Annotated in this window: 21 protein-coding genes; 14 read left to right on the plus strand and 7 right to left on the minus strand. The window is 66.0% G+C overall.

Features of this window, described 5'->3' with window-relative positions; genetic code table 11:
* Window positions 1-201: 201 nt before the first annotated feature.
* Complete coding sequence (locus tag ACSHSS_RS21420; protein WP_445545525.1) at window positions 202-1,530, minus strand: aminotransferase-like domain-containing protein; 1,329 nt, start codon at window positions 1,528-1,530, stop codon at window positions 202-204.
* Between the two features lie 81 nt (window positions 1,531-1,611).
* Here ACSHSS_RS21420 and ACSHSS_RS21425 point away from each other — a divergent pair, with 81 nt between their 5' ends.
* Both ACSHSS_RS21425 and ACSHSS_RS21430 read left to right on the plus strand, forming a co-directional pair.
* Complete coding sequence (locus ACSHSS_RS21425) at window positions 1,612-2,241, plus strand: LysE family translocator (protein WP_035955686.1); 630 nt, start codon at window positions 1,612-1,614, stop codon at window positions 2,239-2,241.
* Window positions 2,242-2,285: 44 nt separating this feature from the next.
* Window positions 2,286-2,624, plus strand: coding sequence for an antibiotic biosynthesis monooxygenase family protein (locus ACSHSS_RS21430; RefSeq protein ID WP_060042971.1), 339 nt, complete (start codon window positions 2,286-2,288; stop codon window positions 2,622-2,624).
* Between the two features lie 222 nt (window positions 2,625-2,846).
* On the opposite strand, the gene ACSHSS_RS21435 is transcribed toward ACSHSS_RS21430, so the two are convergent.
* The gene (locus tag ACSHSS_RS21435) at window positions 2,847-3,761 is read right to left on the minus strand and encodes a LysR family transcriptional regulator (protein WP_105843357.1); all 915 of its coding nucleotides are present in this window, start codon (window positions 3,759-3,761) and stop codon (window positions 2,847-2,849) included.
* A gap of 360 nt (window positions 3,762-4,121) precedes the next feature.
* Between ACSHSS_RS21435 and ACSHSS_RS21440 the strand changes: the two genes are divergently transcribed.
* From ACSHSS_RS21440 to ACSHSS_RS21455, 4 genes are all read left to right on the plus strand, one after another.
* Window positions 4,122-4,988, plus strand: a complete 867-nt coding sequence (locus ACSHSS_RS21440) for an NmrA family NAD(P)-binding protein (protein WP_105846409.1) — start codon at window positions 4,122-4,124, stop codon at window positions 4,986-4,988.
* 79 nt (window positions 4,989-5,067) lie between these two features.
* Window positions 5,068-5,382, plus strand: coding sequence for an aldo/keto reductase (locus ACSHSS_RS21445; protein WP_105756830.1), 315 nt, complete (start codon window positions 5,068-5,070; stop codon window positions 5,380-5,382).
* Window positions 5,383-5,525: 143 nt separating this feature from the next.
* The gene (locus ACSHSS_RS21450; protein WP_105825400.1) at window positions 5,526-6,425 is read left to right on the plus strand and encodes a DMT family transporter; all 900 of its coding nucleotides are present in this window, start codon (window positions 5,526-5,528) and stop codon (window positions 6,423-6,425) included.
* Between the two features lie 121 nt (window positions 6,426-6,546).
* Entirely contained in the window at window positions 6,547-7,101 is a 555-nt protein-coding gene (locus ACSHSS_RS21455; protein WP_039222398.1) for a hypothetical protein, read from the plus strand.
* A 91-nt stretch (window positions 7,102-7,192) separates the two neighbouring features.
* Here ACSHSS_RS21455 and kdgD read toward each other — a convergent pair whose 3' ends face one another.
* A complete protein-coding gene (gene kdgD / locus ACSHSS_RS21460) occupies window positions 7,193-8,107 on the minus strand; it encodes a 5-dehydro-4-deoxyglucarate dehydratase (RefSeq protein ID WP_006397225.1) in 915 nt (304 codons plus the stop codon).
* A 229-nt stretch (window positions 8,108-8,336) separates the two neighbouring features.
* On the opposite strand from kdgD, the gene garD reads away from it, so the two are divergent.
* The 4 genes from garD (at window position 8,337) to ACSHSS_RS21480 (ending at window position 11,633) form a co-directional block, all read left to right on the plus strand.
* Complete coding sequence (gene garD, locus ACSHSS_RS21465) at window positions 8,337-9,893, plus strand: galactarate dehydratase (RefSeq protein ID WP_006412986.1); 1,557 nt, start codon at window positions 8,337-8,339, stop codon at window positions 9,891-9,893.
* A 211-nt stretch (window positions 9,894-10,104) separates the two neighbouring features.
* A complete protein-coding gene (locus ACSHSS_RS21470; RefSeq protein WP_006397223.1) occupies window positions 10,105-10,491 on the plus strand; it encodes a nuclear transport factor 2 family protein in 387 nt (128 codons plus the stop codon).
* Between the two features lie 78 nt (window positions 10,492-10,569).
* Window positions 10,570-11,025: an RbsD/FucU family protein gene (locus ACSHSS_RS21475; protein ID WP_445545526.1), complete on the plus strand. Its 456-nt coding sequence runs from the start codon at window positions 10,570-10,572 to the stop codon at window positions 11,023-11,025.
* A 170-nt stretch (window positions 11,026-11,195) separates the two neighbouring features.
* The gene (locus ACSHSS_RS21480) at window positions 11,196-11,633 is read left to right on the plus strand and encodes a DoxX family protein (RefSeq protein WP_006397221.1); all 438 of its coding nucleotides are present in this window, start codon (window positions 11,196-11,198) and stop codon (window positions 11,631-11,633) included.
* A gap of 160 nt (window positions 11,634-11,793) precedes the next feature.
* Here ACSHSS_RS21480 and ACSHSS_RS21485 read toward each other — a convergent pair whose 3' ends face one another.
* Both ACSHSS_RS21485 and ACSHSS_RS21490 read right to left on the minus strand, forming a co-directional pair.
* Window positions 11,794-13,104, minus strand: coding sequence for an MFS transporter (locus ACSHSS_RS21485; RefSeq protein ID WP_177321364.1), 1,311 nt, complete (start codon window positions 13,102-13,104; stop codon window positions 11,794-11,796).
* A 332-nt stretch (window positions 13,105-13,436) separates the two neighbouring features.
* Window positions 13,437-14,573: a branched-chain amino acid ABC transporter substrate-binding protein gene (locus tag ACSHSS_RS21490; RefSeq protein ID WP_105756834.1), complete on the minus strand. Its 1,137-nt coding sequence runs from the start codon at window positions 14,571-14,573 to the stop codon at window positions 13,437-13,439.
* A 586-nt stretch (window positions 14,574-15,159) separates the two neighbouring features.
* Between ACSHSS_RS21490 and ACSHSS_RS21495 the strand changes: the two genes are divergently transcribed.
* The gene (locus ACSHSS_RS21495; protein WP_060114755.1) at window positions 15,160-15,999 is read left to right on the plus strand and encodes an AraC family transcriptional regulator; all 840 of its coding nucleotides are present in this window, start codon (window positions 15,160-15,162) and stop codon (window positions 15,997-15,999) included.
* Here ACSHSS_RS21495 and ACSHSS_RS21500 read toward each other — a convergent pair.
* On the minus strand, window positions 15,990-16,253 hold the full coding sequence (locus ACSHSS_RS21500; RefSeq protein ID WP_006397215.1) for a hypothetical protein: 264 nt from the start codon (window positions 16,251-16,253) through the stop codon (window positions 15,990-15,992). The genes ACSHSS_RS21495 and ACSHSS_RS21500 overlap by 10 nt on opposite strands.
* A 161-nt stretch (window positions 16,254-16,414) precedes the next feature.
* Window positions 16,415-18,307 (minus strand): bifunctional sugar phosphate isomerase/epimerase/4-hydroxyphenylpyruvate dioxygenase family protein, encoded by a 1,893-nt coding sequence (locus ACSHSS_RS21505; protein ID WP_445545527.1) that lies wholly within the window; start codon window positions 18,305-18,307, stop codon window positions 16,415-16,417.
* 252 nt (window positions 18,308-18,559) lie between these two features.
* On the opposite strand from ACSHSS_RS21505, the gene aroQ reads away from it, so the two are divergent.
* From aroQ to ACSHSS_RS21520, 3 genes are read left to right on the plus strand one after another with little or no spacing between them, the layout of a single operon-like run.
* Window positions 18,560-19,015, plus strand: a complete 456-nt coding sequence (gene aroQ / locus ACSHSS_RS21510) for a type II 3-dehydroquinate dehydratase (RefSeq protein WP_445545528.1) — start codon at window positions 18,560-18,562, stop codon at window positions 19,013-19,015.
* A complete protein-coding gene (locus tag ACSHSS_RS21515; RefSeq protein ID WP_445545529.1) occupies window positions 19,012-19,881 on the plus strand; it encodes a shikimate dehydrogenase in 870 nt (289 codons plus the stop codon). Before aroQ ends, ACSHSS_RS21515 begins: the two co-directional genes overlap by 4 nt.
* Before the next feature lie 33 nt (window positions 19,882-19,914).
* Window positions 19,915-21,249 carry an MFS transporter gene (locus ACSHSS_RS21520; RefSeq protein ID WP_445545530.1) on the plus strand — a complete coding sequence of 445 codons (1,335 nt, stop codon included), beginning with the start codon at window positions 19,915-19,917 and terminating at the stop codon, window positions 21,247-21,249.
* Window positions 21,250-21,259 lie beyond the last annotated feature (10 nt).

Here is a 21,259-nt window from a genome sequence, read left to right on the forward strand (position 1 = left end):
GATGACGACGGGAAATGACGAGGCGGAATCGGCCCGGTGGTCGGTTCCGCTTTTTTATCGTCGAGAGCGGCGCGTTGCGCGAGTTCGGCGGGGTGGCCGGCGTTGGCCGTGCGGCGATTGACGGCCAGCCGATTTCCGAGCGAAACGGCACGTTCGCAAAATGTACGATGCGTCGCCGATCATCCGATTCCGCGAACCGCTTCAGCCGATCACGGCTCGGCGAACCTTGTGCAAAGCATCGCCGAGCGCATCGAGCGACAGCGAACCGAGCGCCAGGCGAAGGGCATGACGCGTATTCGGCGTGGTCGAGAACGGCTCGGCCGTGGTCACGAGTACGCCGTCACGTTCGAGATCGGCCGCGACACGATCGGCGCGCAGGTCGTCGGGCAATTCAAGCCACACGTAGTACGAGCTTGGGTGCGCGACGATCGCGCCGCCGCGCAGGATGCGGCGCGCGAGCGACTGTCTGCGCCGCGCGTCCTTGCGCTTTTGGTCCTCGAGCGTATCGACGATTCCGCTTTCGATCCACTGACACGCCAACGCGACCGTGAGCGACGGCGTGTTCCATGTCGATACGCGGATCGCACGCTCGAGCGCCGGTATCAGATGTTCGGGCGCCGCGACGAAGCCCACCCTCAATCCCGATGCGACGCTTTTCGACAGCCCCGATACGTAGACCGTCCGCGCGGGCGCGTACGTGAAGACGGGCTTCGGCGCGGGCTCGGCGAGGAACGCGTAGGCGCCGTCCTCGATGATGAGAAAGTCGTGACGTTCGGCGAGTTCGGCGAGGCGAATCCGGTCCGGCTCGCTCATCACCCAGCCGAGCGGATTGTGCAGCGTGGGCATCGTATAGAGCGCGCGCACGGGGCGTCGCCGGCAGAGTGCGTCGAGCCGATCCAGATCCGGGCCGCCTCCCGCGCATGACGGCAGCGGCGCGAGGTCGAGCCGGTGCAGTTGCGCCAGTGCTTTCATGCCGGGGTAGGTCAGCGCGTCGATGGCCAGAATGTCGCCGGGCTGCAGTAGCGCCATGACCGTCACGGCGAGCCCCTGCTGCGCGCCGTTGACGATCAGCACCTGTTCGCCGGGCACGCGGATGTCGCGATTGCGCAGATGTTTCGCGACGGTTTGCCGTTCATGCCTGCGCCCGCCTTGCGGCGCGGAATGCAGCAGCGCATCGAGATCGCCCGACGCGGCGAGCGTGCGCAACCCCGTGCGCAGCAACTCGACCTGCCCGGGCAGCGACGGATAGTTGAAGGTCAGATCGATCGCGCCGGAGCGCGCGGGATTTTGCTCGAGCCCGAGTCCGCGCGGCAACGACGTATCGCGCACGAAGGTGCCTCTTCCCACTTCGCCGACTACGAGCCCCATCGCTTCGAGTTCGCCGTACACACGCGACGCGGTCGCCAGCGCGACGCCGTGCTGCTTCATCAGTGCGCGGATCGTGGGGAGCTGCGTGCCGGGCGGCAGCGTGCCGGCACGTATGTGGCCGACCAGATCGTCGACGATGGATTTGTAGCGAGGTTCGGCCATCGATGTATCTAGAACAATTTTTTGTTTGTATCGCCTGCAGAGATTACGCTGGGATCTTCACTCACGCAAACGGCCGCCGGCATGATCGACACCTCGACCTTATTGATCTTCTCCGGCGCGGTGATGGCGCTGCTTTTGTCTCCGGGGCCGAACATGGCGTTCGTGATGGCGCACGGCATGGCCTACGGGCTCGGCGGCGGCGCGGCCGCGGCGCTCGGCATCGGCCTGGCCGATCTGATCCTCACGCTGCTGACGGCGACCGGCGTGACGGCGATGGTCGCCGCCTGGCCGCCGTCGTTCGACGTGATCCGCTATGCCGGTGCGGCTTATCTGCTGTGGATGGCGTACAAGGCGATGCGTCGGCCGGGCGAACTGGGTCGTGTCGCCGCGTCGCAGGCGACGCTGCGTTCGGTGTTCGTGCGCGCCGCGCTGAATAGCTTGCTGAATCCGAAGGCGCTGCTGTTCTTCATGGTTTTTCTGCCGCAGTTCGCGGATCCCGGCAAAGGCGCGGTGGGGCACCAGTTGATCGTGCTCGGCTGTGTGCTGACGGCGATCAGTACGGTGTTTCACACGCTGCTCGGCAGTGTCGGCGGCTCGGTGCGCCGCTTCCTCGGCCGCCATGCGCGCGCGGCGAAGCTGCAGTCTCGCGGATTGGCGGCCTTGCTCGTGCTGCTCGCCGTGCGGCTGGCGGTGATGTCTCGTCCCGTCTGAGCGGCAGACGGCGTGTCGTACTCGCAACGTATGGAGAATCCTCGATGTACATCGCAGCGTTCATCTACAAGCCCGGTGAAGTCGACGAGGAGTTCCACCGGCTGAGCGCCATCATCGATGGCATCGCGGCGGGTTTGCCGGGCTTCGTCGGCGCGGAATCCTGGCGATCGGCCGACGGGCGGCTCGTGAATGCCAGCTACTACTGGCGTGACGAAGCGTCGCTGAAGGCATTTGCGTCCGCGCCGCAGCATCTCGATGCGAAACGACAATTCCGCAAGTGGTACGGCGGGTATCACGTCGTCATATCGAAAGTCGAGCGGGCGTATGGAGACGGGACGGTCGAGCACTTTGTGCCGGACTCGCGGAGGTCGGGAGGGCGGTGATGGGTGGGGCGGCGCCATCGTTGAGGCGCCGCGTTTATCCTCGGGGTGCGCACTTTGGAAGAGGGGCGGCTGCGTGATGCGGGGGCAAATGGGCAGATTGAAAAAGCGATGTTTGCGCGCGATCTGGCGAGCGGCCGGGGAAAGCCGGCGCAGCTAGCGTTTCGGGAGTTGACGCTGGCGGCCTTCGGCGAAAAGTGAACGTTCGCAATCTGTGCCGGCGCGTTAGTGATTGCGCATCAGTTCCACCACGAAGTCCAGAAAAGCGCGCGTCTTTGCCGGCACGTGGTGCCGGGATGCGTAGTAGACGTATAACGGATACCGTTCGTCTACCCATTCGGGAAAGAGATTGATCAACCGCCCGTCGGCAATCAGGGGCTCGGCGCCGAGCAGCAACATCTGCGCAATCCCGGAACCGGCGAGACATGCGTTAAGCAGAGCGCCCGGGTCGTTGACCGTAAGTCGTCCCTGAGTGTTCACCACAATGCGTTTTCGTTTGCGATGGAATTCCCACTGGAACGGCTTGCCAGTCTCCGGGTTTCGAAATTCGAGGCATCTGTGGCGTCGACCTTCCAGGTCCTCGGGTTTTGCCGGCCGTCCCCAACGTGCAACGTACGACGGTGCTGCAACTGTCACGATGCGGGAGTCGAGCAGCTTTCTCGCGATCAGGGTAGAGGCTTTCGGTTCGCCGAATCTGACGGCGAGGTCGAAGCCGTCCATGACGAGGTCGCCAAGACTGTCCCGCGCGATGAACTCGATTTCGAGTTCCGGGTGTGTGTCCATGAACGCATCGAGTTCCTGCCCGAGAACGGTTCGGTAGACGACAGGATCCAGATTGATTCTCAGCTTTCCACGCACGGCGGACGCGCCACCCGCCGCAGCGGCGGCCGCTTCCTCGAGCCCGGCCAGATGGGGCATGACCTGCTCGTAAAAGCGGCGGCCCTCTTCAGTCAGGGAGACAGAGCGCGTTGTCCGGTTGAAAAGCCGGATGTTCAACCTCTTTTCCAGCCGCGCAATCGCGCGACTGACGCCCGGCGGCGTCATTCCTATCACCTCCGCAGCGCCCACAAAGGTCCCCGCATCCACTACGGCGGCGAACACGCTAATGCTGCCGGAAAGTTTCTCGCTACTGGATCTCATGGTCGCTCAAGTTAATACGGTTGGCGGAGCGCGATCGAGCGCGTGAAGGCGAACGCTGCGCCGCGCAGCAGTGCTGGCGGGGTCCGTCGATCATGCCAAATTGATGATCCATTGTCACTTATCTGATGACATCCATGTCATTTTGTTTCGTATGGTGCTTGCCCAGAATACGTCTCGCCGACGCATTCGTTGGACATCGACGCAAACCGGTCGCGGCCCGGCTTTTCGCGATCGCCAAGCACTGCAATGCCGCGATTCATTCATTCGGGAAGAAACCAGAATGGCAGTTCAAACAGATCGATTGACCGTCGGCACGCCAACACTGGATCAACCGATATCACCACACACGGAGAACGAGCAATGTATGCAATCACAGGAATCACCGGCAAGGTGGGCGGTGCACTGGCCCGCGAGCTGCTGGCTGCCGGTCAGCCGGTGCGCGCCGTCGTGCGCGATGCGGCACGGGCAGAGGCGTGGGCAGAGCGAGGGTGCGAAATCGCGACGGCTTTCATGGAAGACTCTTCGTCGCTCGCCGCCGCGTTCGAAGGCGCGACCGGCGTTTTCATCCTGCCGCCTTCGGAGTTCGATCCGGAGCCCGGGTTTCCCGAAGCGCGCACAGTGATTGACGCTGTGTCCGCCGCACTCCTGAAGGCGCGACCCGGTAAGGTCGTCTGCCTCTCGACGATCGGCGCGCAGGCCGACGAGGTCAACCTGCTCACTCAACGCACGCTGATGGAGCAGGCGCTGCGCGAGATGCCGATGCCCGTGACGTTCCTGCGCCCAGGCTGGTTCATGGAGAACGCCGCATGGGATGTTGCGTCTGCAAGCGACGATGGCGTGATTGCCAGTTACCTGCAGCCGCTCGACAAGCCGGTGCCGATGGTCGCCACTGCGGACGTAGGCCGGGTTGCTGCCGACCTGCTTCGGCAAACTTGGTACGGCGTGCGCGTCGTCGAGCTTGAAGGTCCACGCCGGGTAAGTCCTAACGATCTCGCAGCGGCTTTCGCCAATGTGTTGCATCGTCAGGTACGCGCGGAAGTCGTCGAACGGCACACGTGGGAAGCGCTGTTCCGCACGCAGGGCATGAAGCATCCTCTACCTCGCATGCGCATGCTGGACGGCTTCAACGAAGGCTGGATCTGTTTCGAAAGTAATTCTGACGAAATCTTGCGCGGGCACGTCGAACTGGAGACCGTTGTCGGCGAGCTTGTGTCGCGTCGAATCTGACCGGAGCCGGTAGCGACGCGTGGACTCAGAGTCTCACTCTACCGAAGCACCAGGTTCTCGTTGATACAAGGAGTACACGATGGAATACGGCACGCTGGGCAGAACTGGTCTACGCGTTTCACGGTTGAGCCTCGGCGCAATGACGTTCGGTGCTGGCTCAGGCATCTGGGGCGATATTGCAGGCTTGGACCGCGATCAGGGCACCCGGCTTGTCGCGATGGCCGTGGAACGTGACGTCAACCTGATCGACACGGCGGACGTCTATACGACCAACGCGATCGAGTCGCTGCACATGCAGCTTCGGAAGATCATCAAGGCGCGCGGCCACTTTTGGAAGCGCGCCATGACTCAGTTCGCGCTGCTTTACCCGGAACGATTCAACATTGGAATCTGAATCTCAACCCGCCTCACACACGGAATTCCGGATACCTCCGAGGGCGGCAGCTTTCGGCCGCGATCGGTCGTTGGACAGTCACTGACGAATCGCTGACAATCTAGCCACCCTGCAATGACTGCCCGCGGCTACCGGAAGCGTATATGCGCTCAAACTCTCTGGTCTCCAATCGTACCGCCCAGTATCAAACGATCGCGCTGATCCTCATATCGATGTTCTGTTTCGCGATCGTCGACGCACTCGGCAAAGCCGTGGCGCTCGATTATCCGGCAAACGAAGTAACGTTCTTCCGCATGCTGTTCGGCATCGTGCCGGCCGTTCTCGTCAGTCTTCGTGGCGGGCCGTTGATCGCTCGCGTCAAGAATATCGACCTTCGCGGACAGACCACGCGCGCGCTGACGCTACTCGGCGCTTCCGGACTATTCTTCGCCGGCTTGCCTTACCTGCCGTTGAGCGAGGCCGTCGCAATCGTTTATTCGGAGGCGATCTTTGTCGTTATCCTTGCCCCGTTGCTCCTCGGGGAGCGCTTGATCGCGCGGAACGCAGTCGCAGCGTGCGTCGGCTTTATCGGCGTCGTTCTGGTTGTCCGTCCACACGGTAGCTTGTCGACTTTCATCGGCCCGTGTCTGCTGCTGTTGAGCGCTGTGTGCGGCGCGCTTTCGATGATTCAGATTCGCAGGCTCAAGGTGAGCGACGACTCGAGCCTCACCGTGCTTTTCTTTACCACTTTCGGGACCGTCGTGACCGGTATTTCCCTATTGTTTGCGTGGCGGACACCGACACTCAGGGACCTGTTCATCATGGCGCTGCTCGCGATATTCGCCACTGCGGGCCAGCTTCTCTTTACGGTCGCAGTGAGGCGCGAAAACGCGGCGACACTCGCCCCTTACACCTACACAAGCATCATCTGGGCAACGCTTTTCGGCTTCGTCGTATGGGGCGAGACGTTAGACCTCGTGCCGGTCCTCGGGATAATCGCAATCGTCGGAAGCTCGATCGCTGTTGCGATTCGGGAAGAGCCGCCTGAGGGGCCTGCGGTTTAGCCGATCGCCCAACTCACCTTCCCCCCACCCCCACTTTCCTCTACATTACCGAAGCCTCCCGGCCCCAAACCGCAAAGGCGAACCTGAGAGCTCACCCAACAACAACGAGGGACCCGAACGCATGAACATCAGCAAACGCGGCGACCACCTGTTCGCAACCGGCCTGCCGAAAACGATCGGCGACGTCGCCAAACTCGTCCGCGCGCAGATCGGCGAATACAGCGAAGGGCGCGTACTGGCCGACGAACTGTTCGCGATGCAGCGCGAACTCGGCGGCAACGAATTCGACCTGACGATCAATCGCGGCCGGCCCTTCTCGGGCCACGATACCCACTCGCTGATCTTCGGCACGATCGTCGACGGCTTCCGGCGCGACATGCAGGCCGTCGTGTTCGCGGTGAAGCATCGCCGCAGTATCGACGCACGCGACGGCGCACAGCGCAGCGAAGCGCTCACGCAGGCGAACGCGCATCTCGCGACCGCGAAGCAGTATGCGGCGTTCACGGTCGGGCGACTGTTCGATGCGGTCGTCGACCGCGACGTGCTGAAACAGATTCTGGACGCGATGTCGACCACGCGCGGGCGCGCGCCGGCCGAACAAAAGGGAATCGAGGAGGCGAAGCGCAAGCTGAGCGACGCGCGTTACCGGATCCTCGGTGCCATCGCGCGGATGTGACGGCTGCGTCGCGCTTCGAGCCGCGCGGCCGTGTCGATGCGAGCGGGCCGGCCGCTGCGCCGCGATGGCGCCGCCGCCGGCCGCGTCGTTTTTACTGCGGGCCCATCTTCTTGATCAGCACATCGAGCTGCGCGACTTCTTCTTCGGTCAGATCGACGAGCGGCGCGCGCACCGGGCCCGCATCGTGGCCGACCAGCTTCGCGCCGGCCTTCACGATGCTGACCGCATAGCCCGCGCGGCGGTTGCGGATCTTCAGATACGGCAGGAAGAACTCGTCGATCAGGCGGCCGACGGTCGCGTGATCGTCCTTCGCGATCGCTTCGTAGAACGTCATCGCCGTCTTCGGGATGAAGTTGAACACGGCCGACGAATACACCGGCACGCCGAGCGCCTTGTACGCGGCCGCATAGACTTCGGCCGTCGGCAGGCCGCCGAGATACGCGAAGCGCTCGCCGAGGCGGCGCCGGATCGTGACCATGCTTTCGATGTCGCCGACGCCGTCCTTGAAGCCGATCAGGTTCGGGCAGCGATCGGCGAGGCGCTCGAGCATGTCCGCATTGAGCTTCGAATTCGCGCGGTTGTACACGACGACGCCGATCTTCAGCGCGCGGCACACCTGCTCGACGTGCTCGGCAATCCCTTCCTGGCTCGCTTCGGTCAGATAGTGCGGCATCAGCAGCACGCCGCTCGCGCCGAGGCGCTCGGCTTCCTGCGCATATTCGATCGCGACGCGCGTCGCGCCGCCCGCACCGGCGAGGATCGGCACCTTGCCCTTGCAGGTTTCGGTCGCGACGCGGATCACGTCCGAATATTCGCGCTGCGTGAGCGAGAAGAATTCGCCGGTGCCGCCGGCGGCGAACAGCGCGCTCGCGCCATACGGCGCAAGCCATTCCAGACGCTCGGCGTACGTGGTCGGGCGGAAGCTGCCGTCGGCGTCGAAGTCCGTCAGCGGAAACGACAGCAGGCCGTGGGAAATGATCTGTTTGAGTTCTTGAGGTGAAGTCATGGTTGGGTCGTCCGTCTAGCGCGAGTGCTGGGTTCGTCGGGAACGGCATACGAGCCATAGTGGCGATGTCGTTGTATGTCATCGTACAACGCAAGAACAGGCCGCGCAAGCGGTTTGCTCGCCGGGGAATAGTAGGGTCTTTCCGGATAAGGGTTTACGAACTATGCGCGATCGGTGTTCAATGTCGTATGATGACTAACGATATGACTTGCCGCTTTCAGGAATTCCGATGACTGCATCCCCGCTCTACATCCGTGTGCATCCGGACGACAACGTCGCGATCGTCGTCAACGACGGCGGTCTGCCGGAGGGCGCGACGTTCGCCGACGGGCTGACGCTGCGCGAAGGCGTCCCGCAGGGCCACAAGGTCGCGCTGACCGATCTCGCGGCCGGCGATCCGATCGTGCGCTACAACGTCGTGATCGGCTACGCGCTGACCGACCTGCGGCGCGGCAGCTGGGTCAACGAGCGCACGATGCGCATGCCGGAGCCGCCGGGCCTCGACAACCTGCCGCTCGCGACGCGCCGCGCGCCGCCGCTGGCGCCGCTCGAGGGCTATACGTTCGAGGGCTTCCGCAATCCGGACGGCTCGGTCGGCACGCGCAACATCCTCGCGATCACGACGACGGTGCAGTGCGTGGCAGGCGTCGTCGAGCATGCGGTGAAGCGGATCAAGGCCGAACTGCTGCCGCGCTATCCGAACGTCGACGACGTTGTCGGGCTCGAGCACACGTACGGCTGCGGCGTCGCGATCGACGCACCCGATGCCGACATCCCGATCCGCACGCTGCGCAACATCAGCCTGAATCCGAACTTCGGCGGCGAAGTGATGACGGTCAGCCTCGGTTGCGAGAAGCTGCAGCCGGACCGCCTGCTGCCGCCGGGCGCGATTCCGGTCGTCGCGGCAGAAGGCGAGCCCGACAACGGCGGCGTCGTGTGTCTGCAGGATGCCGCGCATGTCGGCTTCCAGTCGATGATCGATTCGATCATGACGATGGCCGAATCGCATCTCGAGCGGCTCAACCGCCGGCGTCGCGAGACGTGTCCGGCGTCGGATCTCGTCGTCGGCGTGCAGTGCGGCGGCAGCGATGCGTTCTCGGGGCTGACGGCCAATCCGGCGGTCGGCTTCGCGGCTGACCTGCTCGTGCGCGCCGGTGCGACGATCATGTTCTCCGAAGTGACCGAAGTGCGCGACGGCGTCGCGCAGCTGACGTCGCGCGCGGCGAACGAGGACGTCGCGCGCGAGATCATCCGCGAGATGGACTGGTACGACCGCTATCTGCAGCGCGGCCGCGTCGACCGCAGCGCGAACACGACGCCGGGCAACAAGAAGGGCGGCCTGTCGAACATCGTCGAGAAGGCGATGGGCTCGATCGTGAAATCGGGCAGCGCGCCGATCGCAGGCGTCGTGCGACCGGGCGAGCGTGCCCGGCAAAAGGGGCTGCTCTACACGGCGACGCCCGCGAGCGACTTCATTTGCGGCACGCTGCAGCTCGCGGCCGGCATGAACCTGCACGTGTTCACGACGGGCCGCGGCACGCCGTACGGGCTCGCGCAGGTGCCGGTGATCAAGGTCGCGACGCGCAGCGATCTCGCGCGCCGCTGGCACGACCTGATGGATCTCGACGCGGGGCGCATCGCGACCGGCGCGGCGACGATCGAGGACGTCGGCTGGGAGCTGTTCCACATGATGCTCGACGTCGCGAGCGGCAAGCGCCGCACGTGGGCCGAGCAATGGAAGCTCGCGAATGCGCTCGTGCTGTTCAATCCGGCGCCGGTGACCTGACGCGCGGCTATCTCGGTCGAACGATGCGGGCGCCTTCGGGCGCCCGTTGTCGTTTTGGGCGCCGCGTCGTTCGTCGCGCGCCGCGTGCGCGCATCGCGAATCGCTTACCTCGCACGTAATCGACGGCCCGCGTGGCGCCGGCGACGATAGCGACACGCGGACACGAAACGTTCGCGACATCGTCTCCCATCCATCCGACCAGGAGTCTCGCATGAACACCACTGCCCAATCCGTCCATACCGACCTGATCGACCGCTACTTCGACGCGTGGAACGAGCCCGACGTCGCGCGCCGCCGCGCGCTGATCGACGCGACGTACGCGAGCGATGCCGCCTATCGCGATCCGCTGATGGCCGGCGACGGTCACGCGGGCATCGACACGATGATCGCGGCCGTGCAGGAGCGCTTTCCGGCATACCGCTTTCGCCGCACCACCGACGTCGACGGTTTCGGCCAGCACCTGCGCTTCTCGTGGGCGCTCGAGGCGCCGGACGGTACCGCGATCGTGAAGGGTTCCGATTTCGGCACGGTCGACGCATCGGGCCGCCTGAAGTCGGTCACCGGGTTCATCGACGAAATGCCGGCTGCGGCGGCGTAACGCGCATCGCGGCATGCGCAGCGGGCGCCGGGATCGGGTAACGTTATGCGGTTCGTTCCCGCTCCCGGAGCTCCCGACATGCTGAAGAACCTCGATCCGCTGTTGCACGCCGACATCCTCCACACGCTGCGGGCGATGGGCCACGGCGACGAAGTGGCGATCTGCGATGCGAATTTTCCGGCCGAATCGGTCGCACAGCATACGGTCGTCGGCCGCGCGCTGCGGATCGACGGCGCCGATTCCGCGCGTGTCGTGCGCGCGGTGCTGTCCGTGTTGCCGCTCGACACGTTCGTCGAGACGGCCGCGTGGCGCATGGAAGTCGTCGGCGATCCGGCCGCGCTGCCGCCCGTGCAGCGCGAGGTGCAGGCCGAGATCGATCGCGCGGAAAGACGCGCGGTGCCGCTCGCCGGCATCGACCGCTTCGCGTTCTACGAACGTGCGCAGCATGCGTACGCGGTGATCGTCACCGGCGAACTGCGCGGCTACGGCTGCTTCCTGTTCAAGAAAGGCGTGTTGTTGAGCGACGCCGGCTAAACACGCGGCGGGCCGCATCGCGCGCCGCCATGTAAAGTTTTGCTACAACTCTTGGACGACGCGCACGGACGCTCTATGCTGGCCCATTTGCCGCGCGCGCCGCAGCGCGCGGTGCCGAGCGGCCCGGCCGCGCTCGCGCGACCGGACGTACTGCATACGAGGAGAGAGGCATGACGCGTTCCGTCGATTCCGGCGTCATTTTTTTCGCACGCCTGGCGCTGGCGGCGTTGTTTCTGTGGGGCGGCGTGATGAAGCTGCTCGGTTACGGCGATTTCGTCGGCTATCTGCGCGGACTGAACGTGCCGTATCCGCAATTCGTCGCGCCGATCGTCGTCGCGATCGAAGCGCTCGGCGGCCTGCTGCTGATCGTCGGCTACCGCGTGAAGCCGCTCGCGCTGCTGATGGCGATCTACACCGTCGCGACCGCAATGGTCGGCCACAACTTCTGGGACGCGACCGATGCGGCGGTTCAGCACGACATGGTGATCCACTTCTGGAAAAACATCGCGATCGCGGGCGGCTTCCTGCTGCTGTTCGTGACGGGTGCGGGCGGCGCAAGCATCGACGGTTTGCGACGGCCGAGCTCGTCGTACGGCGGGCTGCGCTGATCCGCTCGCGCGGCGCGCCGGGTGCGGCGCGCTGCGTGCTGCATGCAGTACCACCGTGCCACCGCACCATCGCGCCGCTGCGCCGGCGCAAAAACGAAAGGGCCGAATTCCGCCGCGTGCGGAATTCGGCCCTTCGTTCGTCGGGCGCCCGGGCGCGCGCTCAGCGCGCGGCCGTCACGTCCTTTGCATCCTTCGCGAACTGCACGGCGATTGCGCCGAGCACGCAGATCGCCGCGACATAGACGACCGGCGCCATCGGGTTCCACTTCATCATCAGCGACACGATCACCGGCGTCAGGCCGCCGAAGATCGCATACGCGACGTTGTACGAGAACGAGATGCCCGAGAAGCGCACGACCGGCGGGAAGCTCTTCACCATCACGAACGGCACGGCGCCGATCGTGCCGACCGTGAAGCCCGCGATCCCGTAGTACAGCGGCAGCGTCGACGCGTCGGCGGCGACCTGCGCGAACAGCAGGTAGTAGCACGCGGCGAGCACGAGGCCGCCGATGCCGAGCACGCGCTTCGCGCCGAACCAGCCGGCGAGCGAGCCGGCGCTGATGCAGCCGGCCGTCAGGCACAGCGTCGCGACGCTGTTCGCGAACAGCGTGGTCGCGGGCGTCAGGTGGAACTGCTTCTGCAGCAGCGCGGGCGTCATCAGGATCACGACGACGATCGCCGCGGACAGCATCCACGTGAGCAGCATCGACACGATCACCGCGCGGCCGTGATCGCGCAGCACGGCCTTCAGCGGAATCTCGGCGGCAAGCGCCTTCTTCGCCTTCATCTCGGCGAACACCGGCGTTTCGTGCAGCCAGCGGCGCAGATACACGGAGAACAGCCCGAACACACCGCCGAGCAGGAACGGAATGCGCCACGCGAACGCGGCGACTTCGGCGGTCGAATAGCGGCTGTTCACGCCGGCGGCGACGAGCGAGCCGAGCAGGATGCCGGCCGTCAGCCCGGCAGTCAGCGTGCCGCACGCATAGCCGATGTGCCGCGACGGCACATGCTCGGACACGAACACCCACGCGCCCGGCACTTCGCCGCCGACGGCGGCGCCCTGCAGGATGCGGAACAGCAGCAGGAGCACCGGCGCGAGGATGCCGATCATGTCGTAGGTCGGCAGCAGGCCCATCAGCAGCGTCGGCACCGACATCAGCAGCACACTGAGCGTAAACATCCGCTTGCGGCCGACGAGGTCGCCGAAGTGCGCCATGATCACGCCGCCGAGCGGGCGCGCGAGATAGCCGGCCGCGAAGATGCCGAACGTCTGCAACTGGCGCAGCCAGTCGGGAATGTCGTGCGGGAAGAACAGCTGGCCGATCGCGGGCGCGAAGAACACGAAGATGATGAAGTCGTAGAACTCGAGCGCGCCGCCGAGCGCGGCGAGGCCAAGGGTTTTGTAGTCGCTGCGCGTGAGCGCGCGTTCGGCGGCGCGAGGCACGCCGCTCAGTTCGGAAGCTTGCATGGTCAGGACGATCGGTTTTCGAATGTAGTTGTCGGTGCTGCGTCTCCAGGGCCCGCTGTTGGCGTGAACAGGCGCACGGCCGCGGCCCGCGTCGTCGGAAGGTGTGCTGAGCGCCGGGTAGAGCACGGAACACGCGCCGCCGCACCGGGATGGGGCGCGGCGGGGACGATGCGTCAAACTGAGTGGGGGATTCTACAGGAGCGCGAAATGCGCGAGGACGGCGCGGTTCGAGAGCGGCTTCGAGTGCGCCCGCGATGCCGCGCCGGGCGCGCGCGGCGCGCGCGACGGGCCTGCCGTGCGCGCGCCGTGACGACGGATGGCGTCCGCTTGCGTCAGTTGCCGGCGATCGTGTCGACCGGCTTGAACGCGCCGTGTTCGACGCGATAGATCGTGACGGGCGCATCCTTCAGGTCGCCCTTCGCGTCGTACGCGATGCGATCGGCCGACACGCCCTTGATCGACACCTTGCCGAGATACGGCGTGTAGACCTTCGGATCGGTCGAGTTCGCGTTCTTCATCGCGGTCAGCAGCGCCATCGTGCCGTCGTACGAGTAGGGCGAGTAGGTGATCACGTCTTCGTTGAACCGTGCCTTGTAGCGCGCCGCGTAGCCGGCGAAGCCCGGCATCTTTTCCTTCGGCAGCCCGCCCATGTAGACGATCGCGCCTTCGGCCGCGTCGCCGCCGACTTTCAGGAACGTCGGCGAGCGCGACATTTCGCCCGTCACGAACGCCGACTTCATCCCGAGCTGACGCATCTTGCGGATCATCGGCGACGATTGCGCGTCGCCGCCGCCATAGAACACCGCGTCCGGATTGATGCCCTTCAGGTTCGTCAGGATCGCGGAGAAATCGAGCGCCTTGTCGTTCGTGAAGTCGCGCTTCACGATCGTGCCGCCCGCGGCCTGCACGGCCTTCGCGAATTCGTCGGCGATGCCCTGGCCGTATGCGGTGCGGTCGTCGATGATCGCGATGCGCTTGAAGTGCAGGTTCTTCACGGCGTACGTGCCGACGATGCGGCCCGCCTGCGCGTCGCTCGTCAGCAGCCGGTACGTGGTCTTGTAGCCGCGCGCCGTGTATTGCGGCGACGTCGCCATCGAGATCTGCGGCAGGCCCGCGCGATCGTAGAGATCCGACGCCGGAATGCTCGTGCCCGAGTTGAAGTGGCCGATGATGCCGCGCACGTTGTTGTCGATCAGGCGCTGCGCGACGGTCGTGCCGGTGCGCGGGTCGGCCTGGTCGTCCTGCGAGTCGAGCTGGAACGTGACGGGCTTGCCGCCGATCGTCGGATTGGTCGCGTTGAAGTCGGCGATCGCGAGCTGCACGCCTTTCTGCATGTCGGTGCCGTAGTTCGACTGCGGGCCGGTCAGCGGCGCGGCGAAACCGATCTTGACGACGTCGGCGGCGATGGCCTGCGCGCCGGACAATGCGCAGGCGGCAGCCAGCGCGACGTGCGATACCTTCAGCTTCACTTTCACTTCCCCTTGATGGCGTGGTTGGGCCGCCGCCGGCCGTCTGGCCTGCGGCGGTCAGCCGGCGCGGGACGCGGGCGGCCGGACTGGCCGGAAGCCGCGCGCGCGTCGCGCACCGGATGTCGCGAGTGTCGACCGCTATGCCGGAATCGGCGTGCCGGGCTTTCCGTGCGGGCGTACCGGACGGCGCGCCGCGGCGGCGACCGGTTGTCGTCTCGTGACTGTGCAGCGAAGTCTAGGTAGCGAAAATGCGCACGTCTTGCGCGTTCGGTGCGCGGGCCGCGACGATTTCGGCATATCGTCGATTACCCTGATATATGCGCAAATCGTCATCCGGCGTGCGTAATCCGGCCAAGACGCGGCGCGCCGGGCTTTCTACGATGGCGGCCTGTCGCGGCGCGGCACGCGTCGGCACTGTCGTAGCCGCATGCGTCGAATGCCGCGGCGGGTTGCGGGCGCCGCGCGCGGCGTCCCGCGCCGACCGTCGTGCGCCACCGTGCGCGCACGCGTGCCCGCGGCTCGCGATGCATTACGCCGCGCACTTCTATAATCGTCGCCATCGCCTACTTGTTTCACGGATGCCGGGATGACGCCCACGCTTGCCGTACCGCCTCACAGCCTGTCCGATACGTTGCGGTATCGGACCGACAACGCCGATCTCGGCGCGATGCTCGCGCACTTTCGCCTGCTCGAGCCGGTGTTCGACGCGCTGCCCGATGTCGCTTTCTTCGTGAAGGACGCCAACGGCCGCTACGCGCTCGTCAATCGCACGCTGGCGCTGCGCTGCGGCTACAAGGACAAGCGCGACCTGCTCGGCAAGACGACCGACGAAGTCTTTCCGCGCCGTTTCGGGCGCAGCTATTTCGAGCAGGACATGGCGACGATCAACGCGGGCCAGCAGTTGACCGATCAGCTCGAGCTGCATCTGTATCCGGGGCGTCAGCCCGGCTGGTGCCTGACCTGCAAGGAGCCGCTGCGCGATGCGTCGGGCAAGGTCGTCGGCCTCGCCGGCATTTCGCGCGACCTGAAGGCGCACGAAGGTTCGCATCCGGCCTACAGCAAGCTCGCGGACGTCGTCCAGCACATCCAGGATCACTACGTGCAGCCGCTGAACCTGAAGCAGCTCGCGCAGATGGCGGGGATGTCGGTCGCGCAGCTCGAGCGCTATTTCCACAAGGTGTTTCACCTGACGCCGCGTCAGGTGCTGTTGAAGACGCGCCTCGATGCGGCCACGGCGCTGCTGGTCACGCACGACAAGGTGACCGACGTCGCGGCGTTATGCGGGTATACGGATCACAGCGCGTTTACGCGCCAGTTCAAGGCGACCGTCGGCGTGACGCCGACGGAGTACCGGATGATGCTGCAGGATCGGGCGGGGGAACGGAGCGCGCGCGGCAGCGCGGCGGAGGCGGCGGCTCAGCGGTAGCCGAGCCCCTTGAGGACGGCCGTGCCGTCTTTCGTCAGGCGGAAGCTCGGCGCGGCATCGGCGTCGAGCTTGACCATCTCGACGAGGCCCGCTTCCTGCAGCGCGGGCAATTCCGGTTTCGCGTTCGCGCCGATCGGCGCGTGCAGCAGCACGAGCAGCGTCGCGATTTCGTGATGGCTGAGCAGGCGGCGCAGCATCGTCTTCTTGGCAGGGGGCGCGGCCGGGCGGCCCGCGGGTGCTTCTACGGCGCTCATCGCTGTCCTCCTTTTTTGAGAAATTCTTCAGGGCTGGATGCGGATGGTGCCGGCCGAGACTTAAGCGATTCTTAAAACGGCACCGCGCGACGTGCGATCGCACCAGCATCGCGTTACCGCATGTAACGCCGCCGGCCCGGTGTGTGGTGCGATGCCGCGCGCTACTTGCGCCGCTGCGCCTGCGCGGCGAGCCGCACGGCCGCATTGGCGGCGCCGTAACCGTCGTATCCGCCGCGCCGCTCGACGAGCTCGAACGAAAAGCGGTTGTCGACCAGCTCCGTATACGCGTGCAGGAATTCGCCGCCCCGTTCGTCGCGGTCGTAGAGCAGATGGTGCGTGCTGAGCGTGTCGATCATCTCGTCCGACAATCCGTAGCGCGCCGCGAGATCGTCGTAGTAATTGGCCGGAATGCGCAGGAACGACACGCCATCGGCGGCGAACGCCGCGATCGCCTTCACGATGTCGTCGGTGCGGAACGCGACATGATTCAGCCCCGTCCCGTGGTAGCGGTTCAGCGATTCGGCGACGGCCGTGTGCCGGTCGACCGACGCGTTCAGCGCGATCCGCACGGAGCCGTCCGCGCTGCGCACCGCGCGGCTGCGCACGAGCCCGTACGGGTCGGGCACGAGCCAGCTGCGCTCGGCCTCGAACCCGAACGCGGTCTTGAAGAACAGGATCCATGTATCCAGCGCGTCGGCCGGCAGCGCGAGACAGACGTGGTCGATGCCGGTCAGCGGGCCGACTTCGGTCGGGCCGTCGATGTCGGTCAGCACGAAGTCGGATTCGTACAGCGTCGGCCCGTTCGGCGCTTCGTCGACGAAATAGTCGAGGCTGCCGTCCGGCGCCTTCACGCTCGGCAACACGCGCTCGTTCGGCCCGACGCGGCCGGAAAACGGCGCATATCCGAAGCCTGCCGCGCGTTCGAACGCGACTTTCGCATCGTCGACGCGGAACGCCGACGCGCAGAGCGACAGCCCGTGCTGCTGGAAGAACGCATCGGCGAACGAGTCGCGCTCGGCGTTCAGCACGATCGACGCGGCGCCGTGCTGAAACAGCGTGACGTCCTTCGAGCGGTGGCGGCCGGCGAGCCGGAAGCGCATCCGGCGCAGCCAGTCGCCGACGGTGGCCGCGGCCTGCGCGTCGACCGCGAATTCGATGAACTGGAACTCGACGTGCGCGGGCGGCGCCGGCGGCGCGAACAGCGGCTGATCGGCCGCCGGCGCGCGGCCGTCGGCGGCGAGCTGCGCACGCGTGAGCTCTTCGAGATACAGCAGCGAGCGATGGCCGTCGGCGGCCGTGATTGCGGTCGGCGCCGCGCGAAAGCCGTCGTTGAAGATCTCGAGCGACAGCGGCCCCGTATAGCCCGATTCGATCACGCGCGCGGTGAAGCGCGCGAGGTCGAAGTCGCCCTGGCCGGGAAACGAGCGGTAATGGCGGCTCCATTCGAGCACGTCCATCGCGAGCTTCGGCGCGTCGGCGATCTGCACGAACGCGATGCGCTCGCCGGGAATGTCGGCGATCGCATCGGGCGAATCGTCGAGCGACAGCGTGTGGAAGCTGTCGAGCGCGAGGCCGAGATGCGGGCTGTTCACGGCGTTCACGAGCTGCCACGCATGCCCGTAGCGCTTCACGACGCGGCCCCACGCCAGCGCCTCGTACGCGACGACGACGCCCGCTTCGCGCGCGGCTTCCGCGAGCGCGCCGAGCTGGTCGACGAGCAGCGCGTCGTCGGCGATGGTGTCGGGCGACACGTTGCTGCAGACCAGAATGCGGTCGGTGCCGAGCGCATGCATCACGTCGAACTTGCGGCGCACGCGGTCGAGATTGCGCGCGAGCTGCGCGGCGCTTACGCCCTCGAAATCGCGAAACGGCTGGAACAGCACGATGTCGAGGCCGAGATCGGCCGCCATGCGCCGGACGTCGGCCGGCGATCCGTCGAAGTAGACGAGATCGTTCTCGAAGATTTCGACGCCGTCGAAGCCCGCGGCCTGAATGGCGGCGAGCTTTTCGGCGAGCGTGCCGGACAGGGAAACGGTGGCGATCGAGCGCTGCATGGGCGGATCCTGCGGAGAACGGGCGGCGCCGCCCGAACCGACCCTGAATGAACCAGTCGTTGAATTCGACGCGCGCGCCATATCCCGAGTTTACTGGGGGAGTGTAGCGAATTATACAAACTAACTAGATGGTACAAATAAGCGAAAACCCGAAAAGACAACCGGCATGTGCGAGCGCACACTAGCGTCCATTCCTGATGTCGCGGGGCGGTCGCCGCAACGGTCCGCCCCGATTTTTGGAGCAGAATCCTGATGAGCAAGCACAAGGTCCTGGTGCTGAACGGGCCGAACCTCAATCTGCTGGGCACCCGCGAGCCCCATATCTACGGCGCCGAAACGCTGGCCGACGTCGAGCAGCGCTGTCGCGCCGAGGCCGAGTCGCTCGGGCTCGATCTCGACTTCCGTCAGTCGAACGCCGAACACGAGCTGATCGACTGGCTGCATGCCGCGCGCCACGACACGCACGGCATCGTGATCAACCCCGCCGCCTATACGCACACGTCGGTCGCGCTGGCCGATGCGCTGTCCGCGATCGCGAAGCCCGTGATCGAAGTGCATATTTCGAACGTGCACCGCCGCGAGGCATTCCGCCACCATTCGTACGTGGCGGCGCTCGCCGAAGCCGTGATCTGCGGCTGCGGCACCGACGGCTACATCTTCGCGCTGCAGCGCATGGCGACGCTTCTTGGGCGGGGAGCCGCGCGATGAATCGTCCGTCGTTTCTGATCGGCCTGATCGGCCAGGGCATCGGCGGATCGCTGTCGCCCGCGATGCATGAAGAAGAAGGATTCCGGCAGGGTTTCGGCTACGTGTACCGACGCATCGACCTCGACGCGCTCGGGCTGAGCGTCGACGCACTGCCCGTGCTGCTCGATGCCGCGCAGCGCATGGGATACAACGGCCTGAACATCACGCATCCGTGCAAGCAGCGCGTGATCGAGCACCTCGACGAACTGTCCGACGATGCGCGTGCGCTCGGCGCGGTCAACACGGTGCTGTTCCGCGACGGCCGCCGGATCGGCCACAACACCGACTGGTCCGGTTTCGCGAAATCGTTCCGGCGCGGGCTGCCGGGCGCGTCGCTCGAGCGCGTCGTGCAGCTCGGCGCGGGCGGCGCGGGCGCGGCCGTCACGCATGCGGCGCTGCAGATGGGCGCGGCCGAACTGACGTTGTTCGACGTCGACGCCACGCGCGCCGCCTCGCTCGCCGGCGAACTGCAGCAGCGTTTCGCGGCTGCGCGCGTCGTGGCGGGCGGCACGCCGTCCGGCGATGCGCTGGCGGCCGCGATGCGCGCGGCGACCGGCCTGATCCACGCGACGCCGACCGGCATGATCAAGCATCCCGGCCTGCCGCTGCCCGCCGAACTGCTGCACGTCGGCATGTGGGTGGCCGACATCGTGTATTTCCCGCTCGAAACCGAACTGATCCGCGCGGCACGCGCGGCGGGCTGCGCGACGCTGCCCGGCGGCGGCATGGCCGTCTACCAGGCGGTCGATGCGTTCGAACTCTTCACCGGACGCACGCCCGACGCCGAGCGGATGTTCGAGCACTTTCAGTCGCTCGTCGCGCGCTGACCCATCGACATAAAGAGAGACCAGGAGACGACCATGCAGCACTCCACCCGTACGAGCGCCGCGCCGGCGCAGGCCGCCGCCGGCGCGGCCCGGCGCACGTCGGCGCGCTACAAGATCCTCGCGCTGCTCGCGATCGGCACGATGATCAACTATCTCGACCGCACCGTGCTCGGCGTGGCGGCGCCGCAGCTGACGAAGGAGCTCGGCATCAACGCGGCAGTAATGGGCATCATGTTCTCGGCGTTCTCGTGGACGTACGTGGTCGCGCAGGTGCCGGGCGGTCTCGTTCTCGACCGCTTCGGCAGCAAGGTCACCTATTACTGGTCGATGACGCTGTGGTCGCTCTGCACGTTCCTGCAGGGCTTCGTGCCGGGCGTCGCGACGCTGCTCGCATGCCGGCTCGGCCTCGGCCTCAGCGAGGCGCCGTGCTTTCCGACCAACAGCCGCGTGGTCGCGACGTGGTTCCCGCAGAACGAGCGCGCGATGGCGACCGGCACTTACACGGTCGGCGAATACATCGGCCTCGCGTTCTTCAGCCCCGTGCTGTTCGCGCTGATGGGCGCATTCGGCTGGCGTTCGCTGTTCTGGGTCGTCGGTGCGGCCGGCATCCTGTTCGGGCTCGTCTGGTGGAAGTTCTATCACGAGCCGCGCAATCATCCGGGCGCGAACGCCGCGGAGCTCGCCTATATCGAGGCGGGCGGCGGTCTCGTGCACGGCGTGCGCAAGAACGACAAGCCGGCGCAGAAGGCGTTCAGCTGGGCGATGGCCGGCCGGCTGCTCAAGAAGCGCCAGCTCGCGGGCATCTGCCTCGGCCAGTTCGCCGGCAACTCGACGCTCGTGTTCTTCCTGACCTGGTTCCCGACCTATCTTGCGACCGAGCGCCATATGGGCTGGCTGAAGATCGGCTTCTTCGCGGTGATGCCGTTCATCGCTGCATCGGTCGGCGTGATGTTCGGCGGGATCTTCTCCGACTGGCTGCTGCGTCGCGGCAAGTCCGCGAACCTCGCGCGCAAGCTGCCGATCATCGCCGGCCTGCTGCTCGCATCGACGATCATTCTCGCGAACTACGTGCAGAGCAACGAGGCCGTGATCGCCATCATGTCGGTCGCGTTCTTCGCGCAGGGGATGGCCGCGCTCGGCTGGACGCTCGTGTCCGACATCGCGCCGGACGGCCTGCTCGGCGTGACGGGCGGCATCTTCAACCTCGCGGCGAACCTCGCGGGCATCGTCACGCCGCTCGTCGTCGGCTTCATCGTCGCCTCGACCGGTTCGTTCGTCGGTGCGCTCGTGTTCATCGGCGCGATCGCGCTGATCGGCGCGCTGTCGTACATCTTCGTCGTCGGCGACATCAAGCGGATCGAACTCTAAGCATCGGCTC

The organism is Burkholderia sp. BC1 (genome assembly GCF_052683555.1).